This window comes from Klebsiella sp. R390 (genome assembly GCF_051131745.1).
Classification (GTDB): domain Bacteria; phylum Pseudomonadota; class Gammaproteobacteria; order Enterobacterales; family Enterobacteriaceae; genus Klebsiella.
Map to the genome: position 1 here is coordinate 5046475 of NZ_CP180445.1, position 19911 is coordinate 5066385.

22 protein-coding genes are annotated in these 19911 nt (G+C 54.3%); 6 read left to right on the forward strand and 16 right to left on the reverse strand.

Annotated elements, in window-relative coordinates:
• Positions 1-3: 3 nt before the first annotated feature.
• Complete coding sequence (locus ACMYSP_RS23640; RefSeq protein WP_434584486.1) at positions 4-240, reverse strand: DUF1656 domain-containing protein; 237 nt, start codon at positions 238-240, stop codon at positions 4-6.
• 172 nt (positions 241-412) lie between these two features.
• Between ACMYSP_RS23640 and slyA the strand changes: the two genes are divergently transcribed.
• Positions 413-853, forward strand: a complete 441-nt coding sequence (slyA, locus tag ACMYSP_RS23645) for a transcriptional regulator SlyA (RefSeq protein ID WP_434584487.1) — start codon at positions 413-415, stop codon at positions 851-853.
• A gap of 38 nt (positions 854-891) precedes the next feature.
• Here slyA and ACMYSP_RS23650 read toward each other — a convergent pair whose 3' ends face one another.
• Together ACMYSP_RS23650 and slyB are read right to left on the reverse strand one after the other, a co-directional pair.
• Positions 892-2244: an MASE4 domain-containing protein gene (locus ACMYSP_RS23650; protein ID WP_434584488.1), complete on the reverse strand. Its 1353-nt coding sequence runs from the start codon at positions 2242-2244 to the stop codon at positions 892-894.
• Positions 2245-2480: 236 nt separating this feature from the next.
• Positions 2481-2948 carry an outer membrane lipoprotein SlyB gene (slyB, locus tag ACMYSP_RS23655; protein WP_434584490.1) on the reverse strand — a complete coding sequence of 156 codons (468 nt, stop codon included), beginning with the start codon at positions 2946-2948 and terminating at the stop codon, positions 2481-2483.
• A gap of 262 nt (positions 2949-3210) precedes the next feature.
• Here slyB and anmK point away from each other — a divergent pair, with 262 nt between their 5' ends.
• The 5 genes from anmK (at position 3211) to pdxY (ending at position 7894) form a co-directional block, all read left to right on the forward strand.
• A complete protein-coding gene (anmK, locus tag ACMYSP_RS23660) occupies positions 3211-4335 on the forward strand; it encodes an anhydro-N-acetylmuramic acid kinase (RefSeq protein WP_434584491.1) in 1125 nt (374 codons plus the stop codon).
• A 91-nt stretch (positions 4336-4426) separates the two neighbouring features.
• Positions 4427-4750: a C-type lysozyme inhibitor gene (mliC, locus tag ACMYSP_RS23665; protein WP_174509360.1), complete on the forward strand. Its 324-nt coding sequence runs from the start codon at positions 4427-4429 to the stop codon at positions 4748-4750.
• Between the two features lie 57 nt (positions 4751-4807).
• On the forward strand, positions 4808-5464 hold the full coding sequence (gene pdxH / locus ACMYSP_RS23670; RefSeq protein WP_434587281.1) for a pyridoxamine 5'-phosphate oxidase: 657 nt from the start codon (positions 4808-4810) through the stop codon (positions 5462-5464).
• Between the two features lie 233 nt (positions 5465-5697).
• A complete protein-coding gene (tyrS, locus tag ACMYSP_RS23675; RefSeq protein ID WP_434584492.1) occupies positions 5698-6972 on the forward strand; it encodes a tyrosine--tRNA ligase in 1275 nt (424 codons plus the stop codon).
• 61 nt (positions 6973-7033) lie between these two features.
• Positions 7034-7894, forward strand: a complete 861-nt coding sequence (gene pdxY, locus ACMYSP_RS23680; protein WP_434584493.1) for a pyridoxal kinase PdxY — start codon at positions 7034-7036, stop codon at positions 7892-7894.
• A 44-nt stretch (positions 7895-7938) separates the two neighbouring features.
• Here pdxY and gstA read toward each other — a convergent pair whose 3' ends face one another.
• The 13 genes from gstA to blr all read right to left on the reverse strand — a co-directional run bounded on the left by gstA (position 7939) and on the right by blr (position 19896).
• Positions 7939-8544, reverse strand: coding sequence for a glutathione transferase GstA (gene gstA, locus ACMYSP_RS23685; protein WP_434584494.1), 606 nt, complete (start codon positions 8542-8544; stop codon positions 7939-7941).
• 105 nt (positions 8545-8649) lie between these two features.
• The gene (gene dtpA / locus ACMYSP_RS23690) at positions 8650-10155 is read right to left on the reverse strand and encodes a dipeptide/tripeptide permease DtpA (RefSeq protein WP_434584495.1); all 1506 of its coding nucleotides are present in this window, start codon (positions 10153-10155) and stop codon (positions 8650-8652) included.
• Between the two features lie 599 nt (positions 10156-10754).
• Positions 10755-11390: an endonuclease III gene (nth, locus tag ACMYSP_RS23695; protein ID WP_434584496.1), complete on the reverse strand. Its 636-nt coding sequence runs from the start codon at positions 11388-11390 to the stop codon at positions 10755-10757.
• A complete protein-coding gene (locus ACMYSP_RS23700) occupies positions 11387-12091 on the reverse strand; it encodes an electron transport complex subunit E (protein ID WP_434584497.1) in 705 nt (234 codons plus the stop codon). The genes nth and ACMYSP_RS23700 overlap by 4 nt, the downstream gene beginning before the upstream one ends.
• Positions 12092-12094: 3 nt before the next feature.
• A complete protein-coding gene (gene rsxG / locus ACMYSP_RS23705) occupies positions 12095-12715 on the reverse strand; it encodes an electron transport complex subunit RsxG (RefSeq protein WP_434587283.1) in 621 nt (206 codons plus the stop codon).
• A 9-nt stretch (positions 12716-12724) separates the two neighbouring features.
• Entirely contained in the window at positions 12725-13777 is a 1053-nt protein-coding gene (gene rsxD, locus ACMYSP_RS23710) for an electron transport complex subunit RsxD (protein WP_434584498.1), read from the reverse strand.
• Positions 13778-16075: an electron transport complex subunit RsxC gene (gene rsxC, locus ACMYSP_RS23715; protein WP_434584500.1), complete on the reverse strand. Its 2298-nt coding sequence runs from the start codon at positions 16073-16075 to the stop codon at positions 13778-13780.
• Positions 16068-16646, reverse strand: coding sequence for an electron transport complex subunit RsxB (gene rsxB, locus ACMYSP_RS23720; RefSeq protein ID WP_123754577.1), 579 nt, complete (start codon positions 16644-16646; stop codon positions 16068-16070). Before rsxB ends, rsxC begins: the two co-directional genes overlap by 8 nt.
• Before the next feature lies 1 nt (position 16647).
• Complete coding sequence (gene rsxA / locus ACMYSP_RS23725; RefSeq protein ID WP_123754576.1) at positions 16648-17229, reverse strand: electron transport complex subunit RsxA; 582 nt, start codon at positions 17227-17229, stop codon at positions 16648-16650.
• Between the two features lie 79 nt (positions 17230-17308).
• A complete protein-coding gene (locus tag ACMYSP_RS23730; RefSeq protein ID WP_123754575.1) occupies positions 17309-17749 on the reverse strand; it encodes a DUF2569 domain-containing protein in 441 nt (146 codons plus the stop codon).
• Positions 17750-17816: 67 nt separating this feature from the next.
• On the reverse strand, positions 17817-18032 hold the full coding sequence (gene ydgT, locus ACMYSP_RS23735) for a transcription modulator YdgT (RefSeq protein ID WP_434584501.1): 216 nt from the start codon (positions 18030-18032) through the stop codon (positions 17817-17819).
• A gap of 217 nt (positions 18033-18249) precedes the next feature.
• Positions 18250-19620 carry a GH1 family beta-glucosidase gene (locus ACMYSP_RS23740; RefSeq protein ID WP_434584502.1) on the reverse strand — a complete coding sequence of 457 codons (1371 nt, stop codon included), beginning with the start codon at positions 19618-19620 and terminating at the stop codon, positions 18250-18252.
• A gap of 126 nt (positions 19621-19746) precedes the next feature.
• A complete protein-coding gene (blr, locus tag ACMYSP_RS23745) occupies positions 19747-19896 on the reverse strand; it encodes a division septum protein Blr (protein ID WP_434584503.1) in 150 nt (49 codons plus the stop codon).
• Positions 19897-19911 lie beyond the last annotated feature (15 nt).

The window sequence follows — 19911 nt, forward strand, 5'->3', positions numbered from 1 at the left end:
ACATTACCAGACGGTCAGTAGAACCAGAGCCAGACAAACAGAAAGCGCGAATAAGGACAGGTCCATTAGCAGGGGATGCCAGATATCACCGGCATACATCCAGTCACGTAGTTGACGATGGATCACCAGCCAGACAAAAAATCCCAGCAGAACGGCTTTAAACAGGGGAGGAAAGTAGATGGACGCACCAAAAATCAGGTCCTGGAGCGACAATCCCGACGTGTTAAGACTCAGTTTCACAAGCAAAAATCCTTTGCTATTGCAGGGAGTAAGTTCAGGGCATGCTACTATTACACAGTGTAAATCATTGTTTTGATGTTGGTGAATCAGGTAATTCATTTGTTTTGCTAATTTAAATACTGCAAACTATTCTAAAATCAGTATAATAACTTAGCAAGCTAATTATAAGGAGATGAAATTGGAATCGCCACTAGGTTCTGATCTGGCACGTTTAGTCCGCGTCTGGCGCGCGCTGATCGACCATCGCCTGAAACCTCTGGAGTTAACGCAGACGCACTGGGTTACGCTGCACAATATTCATCAGCTGCCGCCTGAGCAGTCGCAAATTCAGCTGGCGAAAGCGATTGGTATTGAGCAACCTTCTCTGGTGCGTACCCTGGATCAGCTGGAAGAGAAAGGTCTTATTTCTCGCCAGACCTGTGCCAACGACAGGCGCGCGAAACGCATCAGGTTGACGGAAAAAGCGGAACCGCTGATCAATGAAATGGAAGAGGTGATCGGTAAGACACGCGATGAAATTCTGTCCGGCGTTTCGCCAGAAGAGGTGGAAACGCTGCTCCATTTGGTGCGTAAACTGGAACACAATATCCTCGATTTGCAGGCAAAAGATTAATCTATTCAGGGCCTTGATTTCTCAAGGCCCTTTTTTGCTTATTCTCCCCACACCACCACGCGGTTTCTGCCACTATTTTTGGCCTGATACATTGCCGCATCGGCTCGCTTCACACACTCTTCCGGACTCAGGGTAGCGTCAGAAACGGTGAATATGCCTGCGCTGATGGTCATTTGCTCCGGCAAGTCATCTTGTTTCTCGTTGACCGCCAGACGAATGCGCTCCGCCACTGCAAGGGCATCTTGCTGGCCGGTATTGACCAATAGCAAAGCAAACTCTTCTCCACCGATACGCGCGGCGGCGTCTTGTGACCGGACACTCTTCTGCAGAACGCTGGCGGCAAACTGGATGACTTTGTCTCCCTGCACGTGGCCATAGTTATCGTTAATGCGTTTGAAGAAGTCGAGGTCGCAGACGATCACCGACAGCGGTTGTATGGCGGACACTGTCGACAGCTGCCTGGTCAGGGTGTCGTAGAAGTGGCTACGGTTGTACAGCCGGGTTAACGAATCGCGAATCGAGTTTTGATACGACGTCATATATTTCAGCTCGGATTTGCGGTACAGACTGAATACATCACATAGCAGGATAAAAAACATAAATAGCGTGCTGATAACTTCAAAAATCCGGGCGTAATACCAGGCGTACTCAGTATTTCCGCTTGTCAGTAAAAGAAAAGCCAATGTAAATATATAGACGCTGCAGAAAAACGCGCCGCTGTACCAAAATATGTTGCGAAGCTGGGTAATGGAAACCAGAAATAACAAAGTGATAAACCACCCGATCGCCATCAGGCAGCCAAGGATATTATTCCAGAAATCCGAATGAGCTAAGGTAATATTGTCAATTAATGTGATATAAAGTAATGAATTGTGACTTGAATACATCCACGATAACGCGCAAATGAAACCAGTAAATAAGATACAAAACATTAAGATGAAGGTGTGTGCTTTGCGCGTCAGTTTCTCGCTATGGCGGAAGTGGTATAAGGTAATGCTGAGAATAAACAACACCATCATCATCATATTGCGGAAGCTGTAAAATATCAGCGCATCATTGGCGTTGGTCAACAACCCCGAGTCACACAGGAACCACCCCGGATAGCTGCTCAACGTGCCAAACATCAGCAGTGACGAACCCGCAAAGGCGCAGGCAATTGCGATCAGGTACAGGCGCTTTCGGTTACACCAGTACTTCATGACCATAAAACAAGAAATGGTTACATGGAGTATTAACAGGAAAACCGTGAGTATGGGGAAAAGTAGTGGGTTAAATGTCGGCATACGACTAATTAATGACTCGGAGAACAAATGTATTAGGCCAATGGCGATAATGCCGATGGCCAGAAAAATTAATGTTCTTTTCACTAAGTGATGACGCTCAATAAACATTAGTTACATCCATGTGATAGGTTAGGTTGCTGGCCAGGAATTATTATGTTTGAAATCCGATTTTTCTTAATAATATACAGAGCTGGGGCAGCGGAATATTGAGCAAACGCAAATGATGGATGAGAAAGTGAAGGGCGGAGAGGGAAGTATGGAGTTGAATGGAAGATAACCGAATAGTGATTAATCGGGCCTGTTAAAAAATAATGCGGCCCGAACAGGCCGCATTATCGAGAAAATTAACGCGGGGAAACCGTAACCTGACTGCCGCTGCCAGCAATGGCAACACGCTGACCGACGGAGAACGGGGTAGCGCCCTGTTTCTGTACCACCAGAATGGTGTTACCGTCATCTTTACGGATTTCCAGTTCTACACCCTGGGTTTTGTTCATTGCGCCTTGCACGCCCTGGCCTGCTACGCCACCGGCGACAGCGCCCGCGGCAGTTGCCAGTGAGCGACCGGTACCACCACCGATGGTGTTACCCAGAAAACCACCAAGAACCGCACCACCGATAGCACCAATCGCATTGCTGTCATCGCCGCTCTGAATCTGTACGGCGCGAGTATGTACGATGGTCCCGTAGGTGACGCTCTGCACTTGTTTGGCTTCTGATGCGGAGTAAACGTCTCCGGAGAGGCCACTGCTGCTGACGCAGCCGGCAAGTGATAAACCAATCATCGAGACAGCCAAAACACGTAAAATCATTGATGAATCTCCTTCACTAAATAGTGTTCTGTTGAACGTCCATGCGCTCAATTATATGGTATTTCATCGACGACGGGCATACCTGCAGCATGGAGTATGCAAAAATAATAATCAGACGCTTCTCAACCTAACATAAACACCGGTGCTTTACGCTATGCGCAACCCTGGCGATTTAGTGTTAATAAACATTATTACGCCATAGCAATGCCCATCGCTTTATGATTGAGTGTGGCGTAAACGAATCATGGAATGAGGAAGGTGTATGAAATCAGGTCACTTTATTGGCGTCATGTCCGGTACCAGCCTTGATGGTATCGATGTTGTGCTGGCGGCAATCAATGAAAACGTGGTGGCACAGCAGGCGAGCCTGTCATACCCCATTCCCATTGCCTTAAAAGAGGACATCCTCGCCATCTGTCAGGGTCAGCAACTGACGCTGTCGCAGTTCGGTCGTCTGGACACGCGTCTGGGGCGGCTGTTTGCCGATGCGGTGCTGGCGCTGATGCGTCAGGAAAAACTGCAGGCGGCGGATATCATTGCCATTGGCTGTCATGGGCAAACGGTATGGCATGAGCCTACCGGTGAGGCGCCGCACACCCTGCAAATCGGTGATAACAATCAGATTGTGGCAAAGACCGGCGTGACCGTCGTCGGCGATTTTCGCCGCCGCGATATTGCCCTCGGTGGACAGGGGGCGCCGCTGGTGCCGGCGTTCCACCATGCGCTGCTGGCGCATCCGGTCGAGCGGCGCATCGTGCTCAATATCGGAGGGATTGCCAACCTGTCACTGTTAGCACCGGGTGTGCCGGTGCGCGGGTACGATACGGGGCCGGGTAATATGCTGATGGATGCCTGGATCTGGCGCCAGTGCGGGAAACCCTACGATAAAGATGCGCAATGGGCCAGCGAAGGCAAAGTTCTGCTACCGCTGCTGCAGAATATGCTCAGTGACCCGTGGTTTGCGTTGCCTGCGCCGAAAAGCACCGGGCGCGAATATTTTAATTATGGTTGGCTGGAACAGCATCTGGCGCGTTTTTCCGGGCTACGTGCCCAGGATGTTCAGGCGACGCTGGTTGAGTTAACGGCGGTGACCATCGCCGAACAGGTTATGCTGAGCGGCGGCTGCGAACGCCTGCTGGTGTGCGGCGGCGGCGCCCGTAACCCGCTGTTGATGGCTCGTCTGGCGGCACTGCTGCCGGGAACCGAGGTCTCCACCACCGACACGGCAGGTATCAGCGGCGATGATATGGAAGCCCTGGCGTTTGCCTGGCTGGCGTGGCGTACAATGTCCGGTCTGCCCGGCAATTTACCCTCGGTCACCGGCGCCTCCGAGGCGTCGATACTCGGGGCGATTTTCCCTGCCAGTCCGCGGCAAAATCAGAGTTAACTGAAATCTCTCTTATGGATTAACCCGTAAACTGGCTTAATTAACGGGGGGCGACAGGCCCCTCTGGACCGGGAAAGTCGAAGGCAAACGAATGAAAAAAATCCTTATTGTTGTTCTCCCTTTTATGCTGGCAGGCTGTAGTTACTACAACCAGTTTGTGGACCGGATGCAGACCAACACCCTGGAATATCAGTGCGATCAGAAACCGCTGACGGTACATATCAACAACACTCGTCAGGTTGCCAGCTTCATTTATGACAATCAGCAGTTGAATCTGCAGCAGGGTATCTCGGCCTCCGGCGCGCGTTATACCGACGGTGTTTACGTCTTCTGGTCGAAAGGCGACAGCGCTACCGTCTACAAACGCGACCACGTGGTGCTGGACAACTGCCAGCTGCAGACGGCCAAACGTTGAGATTTCTGTCCCGGGGGCGCACAATGACGCCACCCGATGACAACTTTCTTCAGTGCCATGTCTGATAACGATGATTTGCAGCAAATCGCGCATCTGCGCCGAGAGTACACCCGTGGTGGCCTGCGTCGCCACGATCTTCCCGCTGAACCGCTAACATTGTTTGAGCGTTGGCTTCGCCAGGCCTGTGATGCCCGACTGGCCGATCCTACGGCAATGGTTGTCGCCACCGTCGATGAAAACGGCCAACCCTGGCAGCGCATCGTACTGCTTAAGCACTATGACGAAAAAGGGCTGGTGTTCTATACCAACCTCGGCAGCCGCAAAGCGCACCAGATTGAAAAAAATCCGCATGTCAGCCTGCTGTTCCCGTGGCATATGCTGGAGCGCCAGGTGATGGTGGTCGGCAAAGCCGAACGCCTGTCTACCCTCGAAGTGGTGAAATATTTCCATAGTCGCCCGCGCGACAGCCAGATCGGCGCCTGGGTGTCCCAGCAATCAAGCCGCATCTCGGCCCGCGGGATACTTGAAAGCAAATTCCTCGAACTGAAGCAGAAATTCCAGCAGGGCGAAGTGCCGTTGCCGAGCTTCTGGGGGGGATTCCGCATCTCTATCGATCAGATGGAGTTCTGGCAGGGCGGTGAACACCGTCTGCACGATCGTTTTTTATACCAGCGCGACCATGACGCGTGGAAAATCGATCGCCTGGCCCCGTAATCCCGGAAATTTGTTGTGTTAAGCGCTGGTGATCGATGGGCTGGCGCTTTATTCTATAGCCTTCATTTTTCATGCTGCGTCGTGGTGGGCCGCACCCGCTAATCCCGGTGATTTTCTGGCCTGCGCTGCTTGCGTGGCGTATCGTGAATGATTTTGCAGAAATATCTTTTTTCGCGTCTGGCGAAAAGTCGTGTACCGGCAAAGGTGCAGTCGTTTTATACATGGAGAATTTGATGGCAAGCAGTAACTTGATTAAACAATTGCAAGAGCGGGGGCTGGTAGCCCAGGTGACGGACGAGGAAGCGTTAGCAGAGCGACTGGCGCAAGGCCCGATCGCGCTCTATTGCGGCTTCGATCCTACCGCTGACAGCTTGCATTTGGGGCATCTTGTTCCATTGTTATGCCTGAAACGCTTCCAGCAGGCAGGCCATAAACCCGTGGCATTGGTGGGAGGCGCAACCGGTCTGATCGGTGACCCGAGCTTCAAAGCCGCCGAGCGTAAACTCAACACCGAAGATACCGTGCAGGAGTGGGTGGATAAAATCCGCAAGCAGGTCGCACCGTTCCTCGACTTTGATTGCGGTGATAACGCCGCGATTGCCGCGAACAACTACGACTGGTTTGGCGGCATGAACGTGCTGACTTTCCTGCGCGATATCGGTAAGCACTTCTCCGTCAACCAGATGATCAACAAAGAAGCGGTTAAGCAGCGCCTCAACCGTGACGATCAGGGCATCTCGTTTACTGAATTCTCTTATAACCTGTTGCAGGGTTATGACTTCGCGTGCCTGAACAAACTGCACGGCGTGGCGCTGCAGATTGGCGGCTCCGATCAGTGGGGTAACATCACCTCGGGTATCGATTTGACCCGTCGTCTGCACCAGAACCAGGTCTTTGGTCTGACCGTGCCGCTGATCACCAAAGCAGATGGTACCAAGTTCGGTAAAACGGAAGGTGGTGCAGTATGGCTGGATCCGAAGAAAACCAGTCCGTACAAATTCTACCAGTTCTGGATTAACACTGCGGATGCCGATGTTTACCGCTTCCTCAAGTTCTTCACCTTTATGGACATCGCTGAGATCGATGCCCTGGAAGAAGAAGACAAAAACAGCGGTAAGGCGCCACGCGCGCAGTACGTGCTGGCAGAGCTGGTCACCCGTCTGGTACATGGCGAAGAAGGCCTGATCGCCGCTAAACGCATTACAGAAAGCCTGTTCAACGGCAATCTGAGCGACCTGAGCGAAGCTGACTTCGAACAGCTGGCGCAGGATGGCGTGCCGATGATTGAAATGGACCGCGGTGCCGACCTGATGCAGGCGCTGGTAGATTCCGAGCTGCAGCCTTCTCGTGGCCAGGCGCGTAAAACTATCGCCTCCAATGCGGTTACTATCAACGGTGAAAAACAGTCCGACCCGGAATATGTCTTCACCGATAGCGACCGTCTGTTTGGCCGCTATACCTTACTGCGTCGCGGTAAGAAAAATTACTGTCTGGTCTGCTGGAAGTAATTGCGTAAAGGCAGGGGCGTGGGAAACCACGCCCCTTATTTTTTGCTGTCAGGTACCCAAGATGAAGAACATCCTCGCCATCCAGTCCCACGTTGTGTTTGGCCACGCCGGCAATAGTGCCGCAGAATTCCCGATGCGCCGCCTGGGCGCGAACGTCTGGCCCCTTAATACCGTACAGTTTTCCAATCATACCCAGTACGGGAAATGGACCGGGTGTGTGATGCCGCCTGCGCATCTCACCGAGATCGTCCAGGGGATTGCGGATATCGATCAGCTGCAGCGTTGTGATGCAGTCCTGAGCGGTTATCTGGGCTCTGCTGAGCAGGGCGAGCATATTCTCGGGATAGTACGTCAGGTGAAGGCGGCCAATCCGGCGGCGAAATACTTCTGCGATCCGGTGATGGGTCACCCGGAGAAGGGCTGCATTGTGGCACCTGGCGTCGCGGAGTTTCATGTTCGTCATGCGCTGCCGGCAAGCGATATCATTGCGCCTAACCTGATTGAGCTGGAGATTTTGTGCGGTCATCCGGTAGCAAACGTCGAGCAAGCCGTGGCCGCCGCGCGTGAACTGATCGCCCAGGGGCCGCAGGTGGTGTTAGTGAAACATCTTGCCCGCGCAGGACGCAGCATGGAGCGTTTTGAAATGCTGCTGGTGACGCACGACGAAGCATGGCATATCAGCCGTCCGCTGGTGGATTTTGGCCTGCGCCAGCCGGTAGGCGTGGGGGATGTGACCAGCGGGCTGCTGCTGGTTAAGCTGCTGCAGGGGGCAACGCTGCGTGAAGCGCTGGAACATGTGACCGCCGCGGTCTATGAAATCATGCTGGCGACCAAAAATATGCAGGAGTATGAACTGCAGGTCGTTGCCGCGCAGGATCGTATTGCGCTGCCGGAGCAGCACTTCAGCGCGACACCGCTGTAAACCTCGTTAACTGCCCGGTATTGCGCCGGGCAGTTCTTCTCGCCTTACTGAAGCCCTTCAGCTGCCAGCGCTGCGGCAACCGATGGACGCGCCGCCATGTGCTGCATCCAGACCGCAATATGCGGATAGCCTGTCATATCTAACTTCAGCGCATACGCCCAGCGCAGCACCGTAAACAGATAGCCGTCGGCAATAGTAAAACGGTGACCGTTCAGCCACTGCTTATCCGCAAGCGACCCATCAACATACTGCAGCTTCTTCTCCAGCTGAGCACGTGCTGTCGGTTTGTAGTCTTCCGGGGTGTCCGGGCGAAACAGCGGCGTGAAGCCTTTATGCAGCTCGGTAGCGACGTAGTTGAGCCATTCCAGCGTCTGGTAACGGGCAACGGAGCCGACCGGTGCCAGTAGCTGGCGGTCCGGGACCTGGTCTGCGATGTACTGCATGATGGCAACGCCTTCGGTGAGCAGAATATCGTCGTCAAGCAGCAGCGCCGGTACCTGGCCTTTCGGGTTGATCTGCAGATAATCATCACCGTTTTCCAGGCGCTTATGCATCAGATCGACCCCTTGCAAAGTGAAGTCAAGTCCACTTTCGCGCAAGGCGATATGTGAGGCAAGGGAACACGCACCGGGTTTGTAGAACAGTTTCATCAGTAACTCCTCGTGGCTGCAGTTTTCTGTATGTTAGCCCAGGGGTAAAAAAAAAGCCGCTAACAAAACGTTAGCGGCCTAAATTTATTGGTTTTCCCGAAGCGCTTAGACGGTAGCCGTATCGCGAGCTTTAGCGACGGTGTCGTCATCCTGAGTCATACGGTTCAGCTTCGGCGCGAAGGCAAACATCAGCACAGAGATAACGGCGGTAGTAATACCGATCTGCAGGAACACGTGACCATAGACGGCAAGAGACTGCAGCGGGTCGGTTACGTTTTCTGGTACCGCCATCAGGTTAGCGACTTTACCGGCGATGATTGCTGCACCAGCGGTGGTCAGGAACCAGCTACCCATGATGAAGCCCATCAGACGCTGAGGAACCAGCTGCGCTACCATGGCCAGACCGAGACCGGAGATCATCAGCTCACCAATACTCTGCAGCGCGTAGCTCAGAATCAGCCAGTTCACGGAAACGATGCCGGCGTCGGTAGCGAATTTCGCGCCCAGCGGCAGCACGAGGAACGCCAACGAGCACAGCACCATACCGATAGCAAATTTGTGCGGCATCGGCAGACGGTCGCCCATCTTGTTATAGATCGCGGCCAGAATCGGGCTGCCGATCATAATCCAGAACGGGTTCAGCGCCTGGAACTGCTCCGGCTGGAAGCTGATACCCAGAATAGCGTGCTCAACGTTGCGGATTGCGAAGAAGTTCAGGGAGGTCGGCATCTGGCTGTACAGCACGAAGAAGACGATCGCCTGAAGCATCAGAATAAAGGCCACAATCATTTTACGACGTGCAGCGCCTTGCATTCCCATAGCTTCTTTAGCAAAGATAATCACGATACCCAGCGCAACCACGCCCAGTACCATACGAGCAATACCCTGGTTGTGCAGCAGCCAGGTTGCAATCACCACAAGGATGACCACACCGACGAGAGTCGCCAGCAGTTTGCCGTAGTGAACCGGTGCAAAGTCAGGTTTAGAACCGTAGTTTTTCACCCATTTTTTGCAGAACATAAAGTTCACGAGGGTGATCAGCATCCCGACGAAGCTCAGAGAGAAGGCGATGCTCCAGCCAAACTTCGCGGCCAGCCACGGGGTAGCCAGCATAGAGAAGAACGAACCGATGTTGATGGACATATAGTACATCGTAAATGCGCCATCGAGACGCGGGTCGTCTTTCTCATAACAGGTCGAGAGCAGGGAGGACGGGTTAGCCTTAAACAGGCCGTTACCGACGGCGATAGTCGCCATACCCATATACACGATTGCTGCATCATGGCCGGAGTATGCGACCAGCGCGTAACCAATCGCCAGTACGATAGTACCCAGCATGATGACACGTTTGGTACCGAGGACTTTGTCGCCCAGCCAGCCGCCGATAGCGACAAGGCCATAAACCAGTGCACTAAAGGAGGAGAAGAGTGTAATAGAATCCGCTTCTGACATACCCAGCTGTTTTACCAGGTAAACGGCCATGATCCCTTGCAGGCCGTAATAACCAAAACGCTCCCATAATTCGATCGAGAAGATCAGATAGAACGATTTCGGTTGTTTGAAAGCGTTTAAACTCACGCTTTCTGCTGGTTTATTGTTTGCAGTTGACACATATACCTCTTTTTTTACATCCCATATTAACGGGGGGTGTTCGGGGCACAATCTGAGAAGAGCGCCGCCTTTATAGTTATTCTGGAGGGAAAACGGGAAGTAATGTTCACTATCCTGGGCATTCAGGCAAGGGGTTTGTAATACTCTGTTACATATATCTCAGGCGTTATAATACGCCAGTCATTTAAATGTTATGCAGAGTTAAATTTCATCTTTTAGGTATTGGTGACATTTTTATCTGTCGGCTTACGAAAAAAATTGGATAACGGCGATATGTTCTGCTGATAAGCCTTGAACCTAGTGATATAGCCCATATTCCTAAAAATAGACGGGGTATTGTCCTGACTGCTGCCGCTCTGGTATTGCAAATGATGGATTTTATTATCATCAAAGAAACAAAAAATTAACATCAGGTTGCCAAGGTGATCTGGATCACAAATGTATAGAAATTTTTGCTACATAAAAAATGATTAACCTGGCTGTGTGTTATATAAGCGGTTAATTCTTCTGCAAAGTGGATGATTATTGGTGTTAAAGGCAGGAAGGTGGGGTTGAGAGCAGAATCACTGTTATGGAGTGGTCATGATTCTGCACTGGCATCAGGGGTAGACTTTCTCTTTAAACTCGCATAAGTCTTCGATCAGGCAGGAGCCACAGCGCGGTTTGCGGGCAATGCAGGTGTAACGCCCATGCAGAATAAGCCAGTGATGGCAGTCGACTTTAAACTCGGCAGGAACCACCTTTAGCAGTTTTTCCTCAACCTGTTCAACGTTCTTTCCGGGGGCAAATTGTGTCCGGTTGCAAACGCGGAAGATGTGCGTGTCGACCGCGATCGTCGGCCAGCCAAATGCGGTATTCAGCACCACGTTGGCGGTTTTCCTGCCCACGCCGGGAAGGGCCTCCAGCGCCGCTCTGTCTTCGGGAACCTCACCATTATGCTGTTCGAGCAGGATCCGGCAGGTCTTAATGACGTTTTCCGCTTTGCTGTTAAACAGCCCGATAGTCTTGATGTACGACTTGACGCCGTCGACACCCAGTTCCAGCATCGCGGCCGGGGTATTGGCCACCGGGTAGAGCTTTGCCGTGGCTTTGTTCACGCTGACGTCCGTTGCCTGAGCGGACAGCAACACCGCAATCAGGAGCTCAAACGGGCTGGTGAAATTGAGTTCTGTGGTTGGGTGCGGGTCGTTATCCCGCAGCCGGGTGAGGATTTCCAGACGCTTGCTTTTATTCATCCCAGACTTTCCCTGCGCGCATCAACGGGGGCGGCAGGTGACGCCGCTACCGCTTTGGCTTTACGCTGTTTAGTGCGTTCATCAATAAGGTATTTTACCGCCAGCATCATTCCCAGGCCAATAAACGCGCCCGGTGGCAGCATCGCCAGCAGGAACGGCGTATCAGTATGGAATACCTCAATACGCAGCACTTTAGCCCAGCTGCCCAGTAGGCTGTCTGCGCCGTCGAACAGGGTACCGTTGCCGATAATCTCGCGCAGCGACCCCAGCACAAACATTGCGCAGGTGGCACCCATACCGATGGAGAAACCATCCAGCGCTGACAGGGCTGGCCCTTTTTTGGCGGCAAAGGCTTCCGCCCGACCGACGACGATACAGTTGGTGACGATCAGCGGAATAAATATCCCCAGAGACTGATAGAGGCCAAAGGCGTAGGCGTTAATCAACATCTGGACCACGCTCACCACTGAGGCAATGATCATCACGTAAATGGGAATACGGATCTCGGCTGGCGTCCAGCGGCGCAGGCTGGAGATAGCCAGGTTGGTCAGCGTCAGCACCAGCGTCGTCGCCAGCCCAAGCCCGAGCGCATTGGTGGCGGTTGACGTCACGGCGAGGAGGGGGCACATGCCGAGCAACTGCACCAGGGCGGAGTTGTTTTTCCACAACCCCTGAACAATGACCTCTTTTACTTCGCTCATGGTCTACTCTCCGCAGGGGGTAAGTTCGGGAATGTCTGCCGGCAGCGTCTGGGCATACAAACCGGCGCGCTTCACGGCGTTGACCACCGCACGTGGAGTGATGGTGGCACCAGTGAACTGATCAAAATCACCGCCATCTTTTTTGACGGCAAAATGGCTGTCGCCTGCGCCGTGGATCACTTTACCGGCAAAATGGGTGATCCAGTCCGACAGGCGTAACTCAATTTTATCCCCAAGCCCTGGGGTCTCATGATGCTCGGTCACACGGGTACCCAGAATCGTACCTTTAAAATCGGCTGCGACCAGCAGCTGAATGGCTCCGGAGTAGCCATCCGGCGCGGTGGCTTCCATCACGACGCCAACCGGGGCATCTTCGTTTTTGGCTATCCAAATCTTATGCTGGCCTTTGCCGAGCGACGGCTCCGCCACCAGAAAACAGCTCTTCAGCAGATCGTTATTGTAGCGTTCGGCTGGCAGAACCTGATTGAATAACGCTTTTTGTTGCGTGGCCGCCTGCTCATCAATCGTCGATTTCGTCAGCGCATTGATGGCTGCGGTCAACCCGGTGGTACCGGCGGCAAACAGCGCCAGCGTGATCCCGTGTTTGCGCATGCTATTTAACATCATCAATCCTCAGCGGTGGCCATAAACGCGCGGGCGCGTGTAGTAATCAATCAACGGAACGGTGATGTTTGCCAGCAGTACGGCAAAGGCCACGCCGTCGGGATACCCACCAAAACTGCGGATCAGCCAGACCAGCAGGCCGGCGAGGGCGCCGAAAATCAGGCGACCACGGTTGGTTGTGGAGGCGGTGACCGGATCCGTCAGAATAAAGAATGCCCCCAGCATGGTGGCGCCAGACAGCAGATGAATCTGCGGTGCGGCGAGGCTTTGCGGTGAAAACAGCCAGCCGAGGGTGGCGCACAGGGTCAAACTGAGCAGGAAGCTGAGCGGAATATGCCAGCGGATGGTTTTCTGCCACAGCAGGAACAGGCCGCCGGCCAGATAGGCGAGATTAACCCACTGCCAGCCCGGCCCCACCAGTACGCCGCCAAAAATAGGGTACTGCATGATCTCTTTGACTTCATGCCCGGCACGCAGGGAGGTTTTAAAGGTGTCGAGCGGCGTGGCCTGGCTTATCCCATCAATGCCCATTCGCAGGGTATTGATATCGCCACCGCTGGCGGTGTGACCGGTAAAGATCACCTGCAGGGCGTCGGTGAAGCCCGGGATGGTCGCGGCAATGTCATGCGGCGGGAGCCACGAGGTCATCTGCACCGGGAACGAAATAAGCAGGACCACGTAACCAATCATCGCCGGGTTAAACGGGTTGTGACCCAGTCCGCCGTACAGCTGTTTGGCGATAATAATGGCAAAGGCAGTCCCTAATACCACCATCCACCAGGGGGCCAGCGGCGGAATGCTTATGGCTAACAGCAAGCCGGTCAGCAGCGCGGAGTTATCGGCAAGGGTGGCGGCAATATTTTGTTTGCGCAATTTGAGGATGGCGGCTTCCGTCCCCCAGGCCGTCAGGGCTGCCAGAATAAGCTGTATAGCGGTACCCCAACCAAAGAACCAGGTCTGGACTACCAGACCGGGCACGGTCGCGAGCAACACCAGCAGCATTATCCGTGAGGTCTGCCGCTGGTTATGGGTATAAGGGGAGCTTGCGATTCTGAAAACCATTTATTCCTCGTTGACTGCCTGCCGGGATGTCTTCCTGGCCTGAACACGGGCGATTGCTTCGGCGACCGCGGCTTTGCGCGGATCGTCATTGGCGGCTGCCGGATGATGCTCTTGCTGTTGCTCGGCCTTGCGGGCCTTAGCGCGGGCAATCGCCGCTTCGACTGCCGCTTTGCGCGGGTCAACGGCGGCGTCGGCTACGGGCTGAGCTTCCGCCTGCGGGGCATTTTGCTGCTCGGCCTTGCGGGCCTTAGCGCGGGCAATCGCCGCGTCGACTGCCGCTTTGCGCGGGTCAACGGCGGCGTCGGCCACGGGCTGAGCTTCCGCCTGCGGGGCATTTTGCTGCTCGGCCTTGCGGGCCTTAGCGCGGGCAATGGCGGCGTCGACTGCCGCTTTACGCGGGTCAACGGCGGCGTCGGCCACCGGCTGAGCTTCCGCCTGCGGGGCATTTTGCTGTTCGGCCTTGCGGGCCTTAGCGCGGGCAATCGCCGCGTCGACTGCCGCTTTACGCGGGTCAACGGCGGCGTCGGCCACGGGTTGAGCTTGCGCCTGCGGGGCATTCTGCTGCTCGGCCTTGCGGGCCTTAGCGCGGGCAATCGCCGCGTCGACCGCCGCTTTACGCGCGTCAACGGCGGCGTCGGCTACGGGCTGAGCTTCAGCCTGCGGGGCATTCTGCTGCTCGGCCTTGCGGGCACGCGCCTCGGCTTTACGCGCCTCGCGTGCAGCAATGGCATCACTGTTGTCCGGTTTTGTGCCGGCCTGGATGATAATCGGCTGTGCGGCATCGCGCTGTTTGTCACGCACCCGGGCCAGCGCGGCGTTGATGGCATCCTGATCTTTCGCCGCCGGTTGTACCGCGGACTGCTTATGTCGTTCCTGGCGTGCGGCTTTATCCCGCTCCAGACGTGCCTGGCGTGCTTCAAACCGGGCTTTAGCTTCCGCCGCGCGTTTCTCTTCCTGACGGATAGCGGTAATCTCCGCTTTTTCCTGGCGGAAGTATTGTACCAACGGAATATTACTCGGGCAGACCCAGGCGCAGGCGCCGCACTCAATACAGTCTGCCAGGTTATGGCTCGTGGCTTTGTCGTGCTGTTGCCCTTTGCTGAACCAGTAAAGCTGCTGAGGCAGCAGGTCGGCAGGGCAGGCGTCGGCGCAGGCGCTGCAGCGGATGCAGCCTTTCTCTTCTTCGGCCTGACCCATTTCATCAACGGATGGCGCCAGCAGGCAGTTGGTGATTTTAACGACCGGAACGTCCAGCCACGGCAGGGTGAACCCCATCAGCGGGCCACCCATGATCACCATCTGCTCTGCGCTCGGGCAAAAACCGGCATTTTCCAGCAGGTGACGCACCGGCGTACCCAGTCGCGCCCAGACGTTGCCAGGGCGGGTAACCGATTCGCCGGTCAGGGTAACGACCCGCTCGGTGAGCGGTTCGCCGTCAATCACCGCGCGTTTCACCGCATAGGCTGTTCCAACGTTTTGCATCAGAATGCCGATGTCGGAGGAGCGCCCGCCGTGGGGAACCTGTTTCCCGGTGAGGATTTGCGTCAGCTGTTTGGCCCCACCCGACGGGTACTTGGTCGGAATGACGCGCAGCTCAATACCGTGGGCATCAGACAGCACCGCGCGCAGCATCGAAATGGCCTGCGGTTTATTATCTTCAATGCCGATCAGAACCTGGCGGGGCTGTAATATGTGGGCCAGGATGCGGATACCGTCAATAATTTGTGCCGCGCAGTCCTGCATCAGGCGATCGTCGGCGGTAATGTATGGTTCGCACTCGGCAGCGTTAATAATCAAGGTTTCGATTTTGTCGCCACCGCCGCGTAATTTGGTTCCCGTCGGGAATCCTGCACCGCCAAGGCCGGCAACGCCGAACTGATGGATGCGCTCAATCAGCGCTTCACGGCTCTTATTCTGATAATCACTCCAGCCGTCACGCTCGATCCAACGGTCCTCGCCATCGGCATCGATAATCACGCTCATTTCTGCCAGCGCGGAGGGGTGGGCCGTTGAGTGCGGAGCAATGGCGCTCACCACGCCGGAGGTCGGCGCATGTACCGGCAGCATTCGACCCCATCCGCGGGTCAGCGGCTGACCACGCAATACCCGATCGCCCGGTTTTACGCACAGCTCACCCTCGGCACCAATGTGCTGCTTCAGCGGGATGACAAATTGCTGTGGCAGGGGAACCTGGCGCAGTGGCGTCGCGTTAGACTGGCTTTTCATTTCTGGCGGATGAATACCACCGTTGAAATCCCAGATTTTGTCTTTTCTGAATGCGGAGAATAACTTAAACATGTTGTTCCACAGGAATATTGCGTACCGGAATAGTGTGAAGATCCCATTTCCAGGTTTCAGTGGTCGTCGCGACCGGCACCATTTCTATACATTGCGTCGGACATGGCGCGACGCAGAGATTACAGCCGGTACACAGATCGCTCATCACGGTATGCATGGCACGGGTGGCGCCAAGGATCGCATCGACAGGGCAGGCCTGGATGCATTTGGTACAGCCGATGCAGTTGTTCTCGTCGATAATGGCCAGCATGCGGACGGGTTCCTGCGCCTGCTCATCGCCATCAATGGGTTGCGGGTCGACGTTTAACAAGGCCGCGATTTTCAGCATCACCGCTTCGCCGCCTGGGGCGCAACGGTTAATTTTCTCGCCCTGAGTACCGACGGCTTCGGCATAAGGGCGGCAGCCCGGGTAGCCGCACTGCCCGCACTGACTTTGCGGGAGCAGTTCATCGACTTTTTCAACCACCGGGTCATCTTCTACTTTGAAGCGGCGGGAGGCGTATCCCAAAATCAAGCCAAAAATCAGCCCCAGCAGGCTGATGGCGATCACCGCTATCCAGACAGCACTCATATTACAACTTCACCAAACCACTAAAGCCCATAAATGCCAGCGACATCAGACCCGCTGTCACCAGGGCAATCGCATTACCACGAAACGGCGCGGGGACATCCGCTACCACCAGTCGCTCGCGAATTGCCGCAAACAACACCATCACCAATGAGAAACCGACCGCGGCGGCAAAGCCGTACAGCGCGGACTGCAGAAAGTTATGGCCGAGGTTTATATTCAACAGCGCCACGCCGAGCACCGCGCAGTTGGTGGTAATCAGCGGCAGGAAAATGCCTAACAGGCGATACAGCGCCGGGCTGGTTTTGCGAACCACCATTTCGGTAAATTGCACAACCACCGCGATGACCAGAATAAAGGCCAGCGTGCGCAGGTAAATCAGATTGAGCGGGATTAGAATCCAGGTATCAATCAACCAGGCACTGATAGAGGCCAGGGTCATCACAAACGTGGTGGCCAGCCCCATTCCCATAGCGGTTTCCAGTTTTTTGGAGACCCCCATAAACGGGCATAATCCAAGAAACTTCACCAGAACGAAGTTGTTAACGAGGACAGTACCAATAAAGAGCAGTAAATAATCAGCCATCAACTCGACCTGAAAACAGAAAAAGCCGCCTATTATCGAATAAATCGATACCGGCGACAACAGGTTAACTGTGTGGGTATTACGAATTCACGAAAGTTCGCTTAACCCGTTTGGAACGTTTGAAGTAAGGCACCAGCAGCGCCGCGGCAAGCAGCGGGAACACCAGCTGGCGCAGGGCCATCGCATCGGTGATCGGTGAGAAGGCAAACGCTTTAATCGCCAGCAGCAAAGATACCAGCAGCCAGATAATGTAATGCTTTGGCACCAGCGCCCGGCGTTTGAAAAAGGCAAAGGTTAACCACAGGGTGTAGTACCACATCCCGATAGCAAACAGCAGCGATCCTACCCACAGCAGGAGGTGGCCTGTGCTCATCTCCGACAACAGGGCAAAGGTCCGGGAGGACATCAGCGCGTTAGCGAATATCAACAGCGACAACGACGTGCTCAGCAATGCCACCAGTAGCCATGCCAGTGGGGCCAGCAGCCACCCGCCGATACGTTCAGCAGATTGAGAAGACATTATTTCTCCCGGTTTCCATGAAATGAAGGGCGGGAGTATAAGCAACTGGCATGGTTGAGAACAGGATTTATTGCACGTAACGCCAAACGGATTTAGGCACCTGGCCGATGTCGAACAATTTCCCACCGGAAACCAGCTCTGCCCGACGATGATCGGCGGCACGATACATATTGACGATCTCGACGGTGTCGGTCATGGAATAGTTGAGGTGGTCGAAAAGTTTTTCAAGGCTTTCAAGCGAACTGATTTTTCGAAATTTTAATAAGTAATCCTGAACGGTCATTTGCGTTTCCATTTTATAATCGGAATAAATAAGACGAATAATTTCTGCGCTTAATAAATCAGCGTTCAACGACAGAGCCTGCTTGACGGGTCTGTGTCGAATTATTTCGGTTGCCATGACGAAAAACAAGAACTGATTTCGTTCCTGAGGTAGCAAAAAGATATTTAAGAGTTTTCCAGAGACAGAACAGGCGCCGGACGGCGCCTGGTGGGGAAGATTAACGCTGTTCGCCTCGGGTGGCAATCACGTTTTGATACCAAAAGAAGCTTTTTTTGCGTTTGCGGGCAAGGTTTTGTTGATGGTCAACATACACAAAGCCATATTGTTTTTGATAACCATTCAGCCAGCTCAGAAGATCAATAAAGGACCACGGATAATAACCGCGGACATCGGCACCGGCCTCAATCGCTTTTTCCAGCGCAGTAATGTGGCTGCTCAGGTAGTCAATGCGCGGATCGTCGACAATCTCGCCATCAATAATAGGGTCTTTGGCTCCTAAACCATTTTCGGTGATATAAATCGGGATATCGCCGTAGCGTTCCTTAATCATCATAATCCCATCAGTTAACCCCTGAGGCCAAATCTCCCAGCCCCATTCGGTATAGGTGCTTTGCGGGTTACGCACGAAATGGAACAGCCCGTCCACGCCCGGTTCACCGCCGCCAGGCCCTTCCTGCGGCTCGGCCGAAACGGTTTCACGACGATAGTAATTCAGTCCGATAAAGTCGCAGCGGCTTTCGCGCAGCAGGGCATCATCTTCTGGCGCGAAGCGCGGGACGCCCCACAGCGCCTGGGTCTGTTGGAGCAGCGCTTCAGGGTAGTGGCCTTTTAATACCGGATCATATAACCAGTGGGTATGCACGGCGTCGGCCATAGCGGTAGCCTGACGATCTGCGTCGCTATCGGTGAGCGGAGTGTGTGGTTGCAGCACGTTAACAAAACCAATTTCGCCGTTAATGCCGGACTCACGGAATGACTTTACCGCCAGGGCATGAGCGATGAACACGTGGTGGCACGCCTGGATGGCACGGGCCGGGTCGCGTACGGCCGGTGGATGACAGCCATTAATATAGCCATGCCCAATAAAGACAATGGTCTCGTTAAAGGTGGCCCACAGCTTTACCCGGGAGCCGTAACGCGCGTAACACAAACGGGCATACTCAGCGAACGCTTCTGCGGTACTGCGTGCCTCCCAACCACCTTCATCCTGCAGCGCCTGCGGGAGATCCCAGTGATAGAGGGTGATCATCGGTTCGATATTATGGGCCAGCAACTCATCGATCAGATCGCTATAAAACTGAACGCCGGCTTCATTGATCTCGCCACGACCCTGAGGGAGCAGGCGCGGCCAGGAGATAGAAAAGCGGTAACTTTGCAGGCCCATCTCCGCCATCAGCGCAACGTCTTCGCGAAAGCGGTGATAGTGATCCACGGCGATATCACCGTTGGTGTTCTCAAACGTCGCACCCGGCTGATGGGCGTAAATATCCCAGATTGACGGGCCTTTGCCGTCAGCGTCGTGACCGCCTTCAACCTGATAGGCTGCGGTGGCGGCGCCCCAAAGGAACTGTTGTGGAAATGCGGACATGATAAAACTCCTTATCAAATGATAAAGAGAGTGTATGAATGTGTTCGCAGTTGTGCAACCGGTTTCAGAAACCGGTTGCACAACTGCGAAGTGGGTCACTGTTTCCCGTCAGAGGGGGATAACGCACTAATGGGGTTGAACAGTGGAGGTCACCACATTAGCCGGAGGCGGTGACTGGTAGTTATCAATGTGGTGCGCGATAACCAGAAGCAGGGCGGAAACCCCGAAAACAACCCATCCGATAAGTTCTACAATTCTGTTTAAAACGTTCGACATAATTCTAAAATTAAA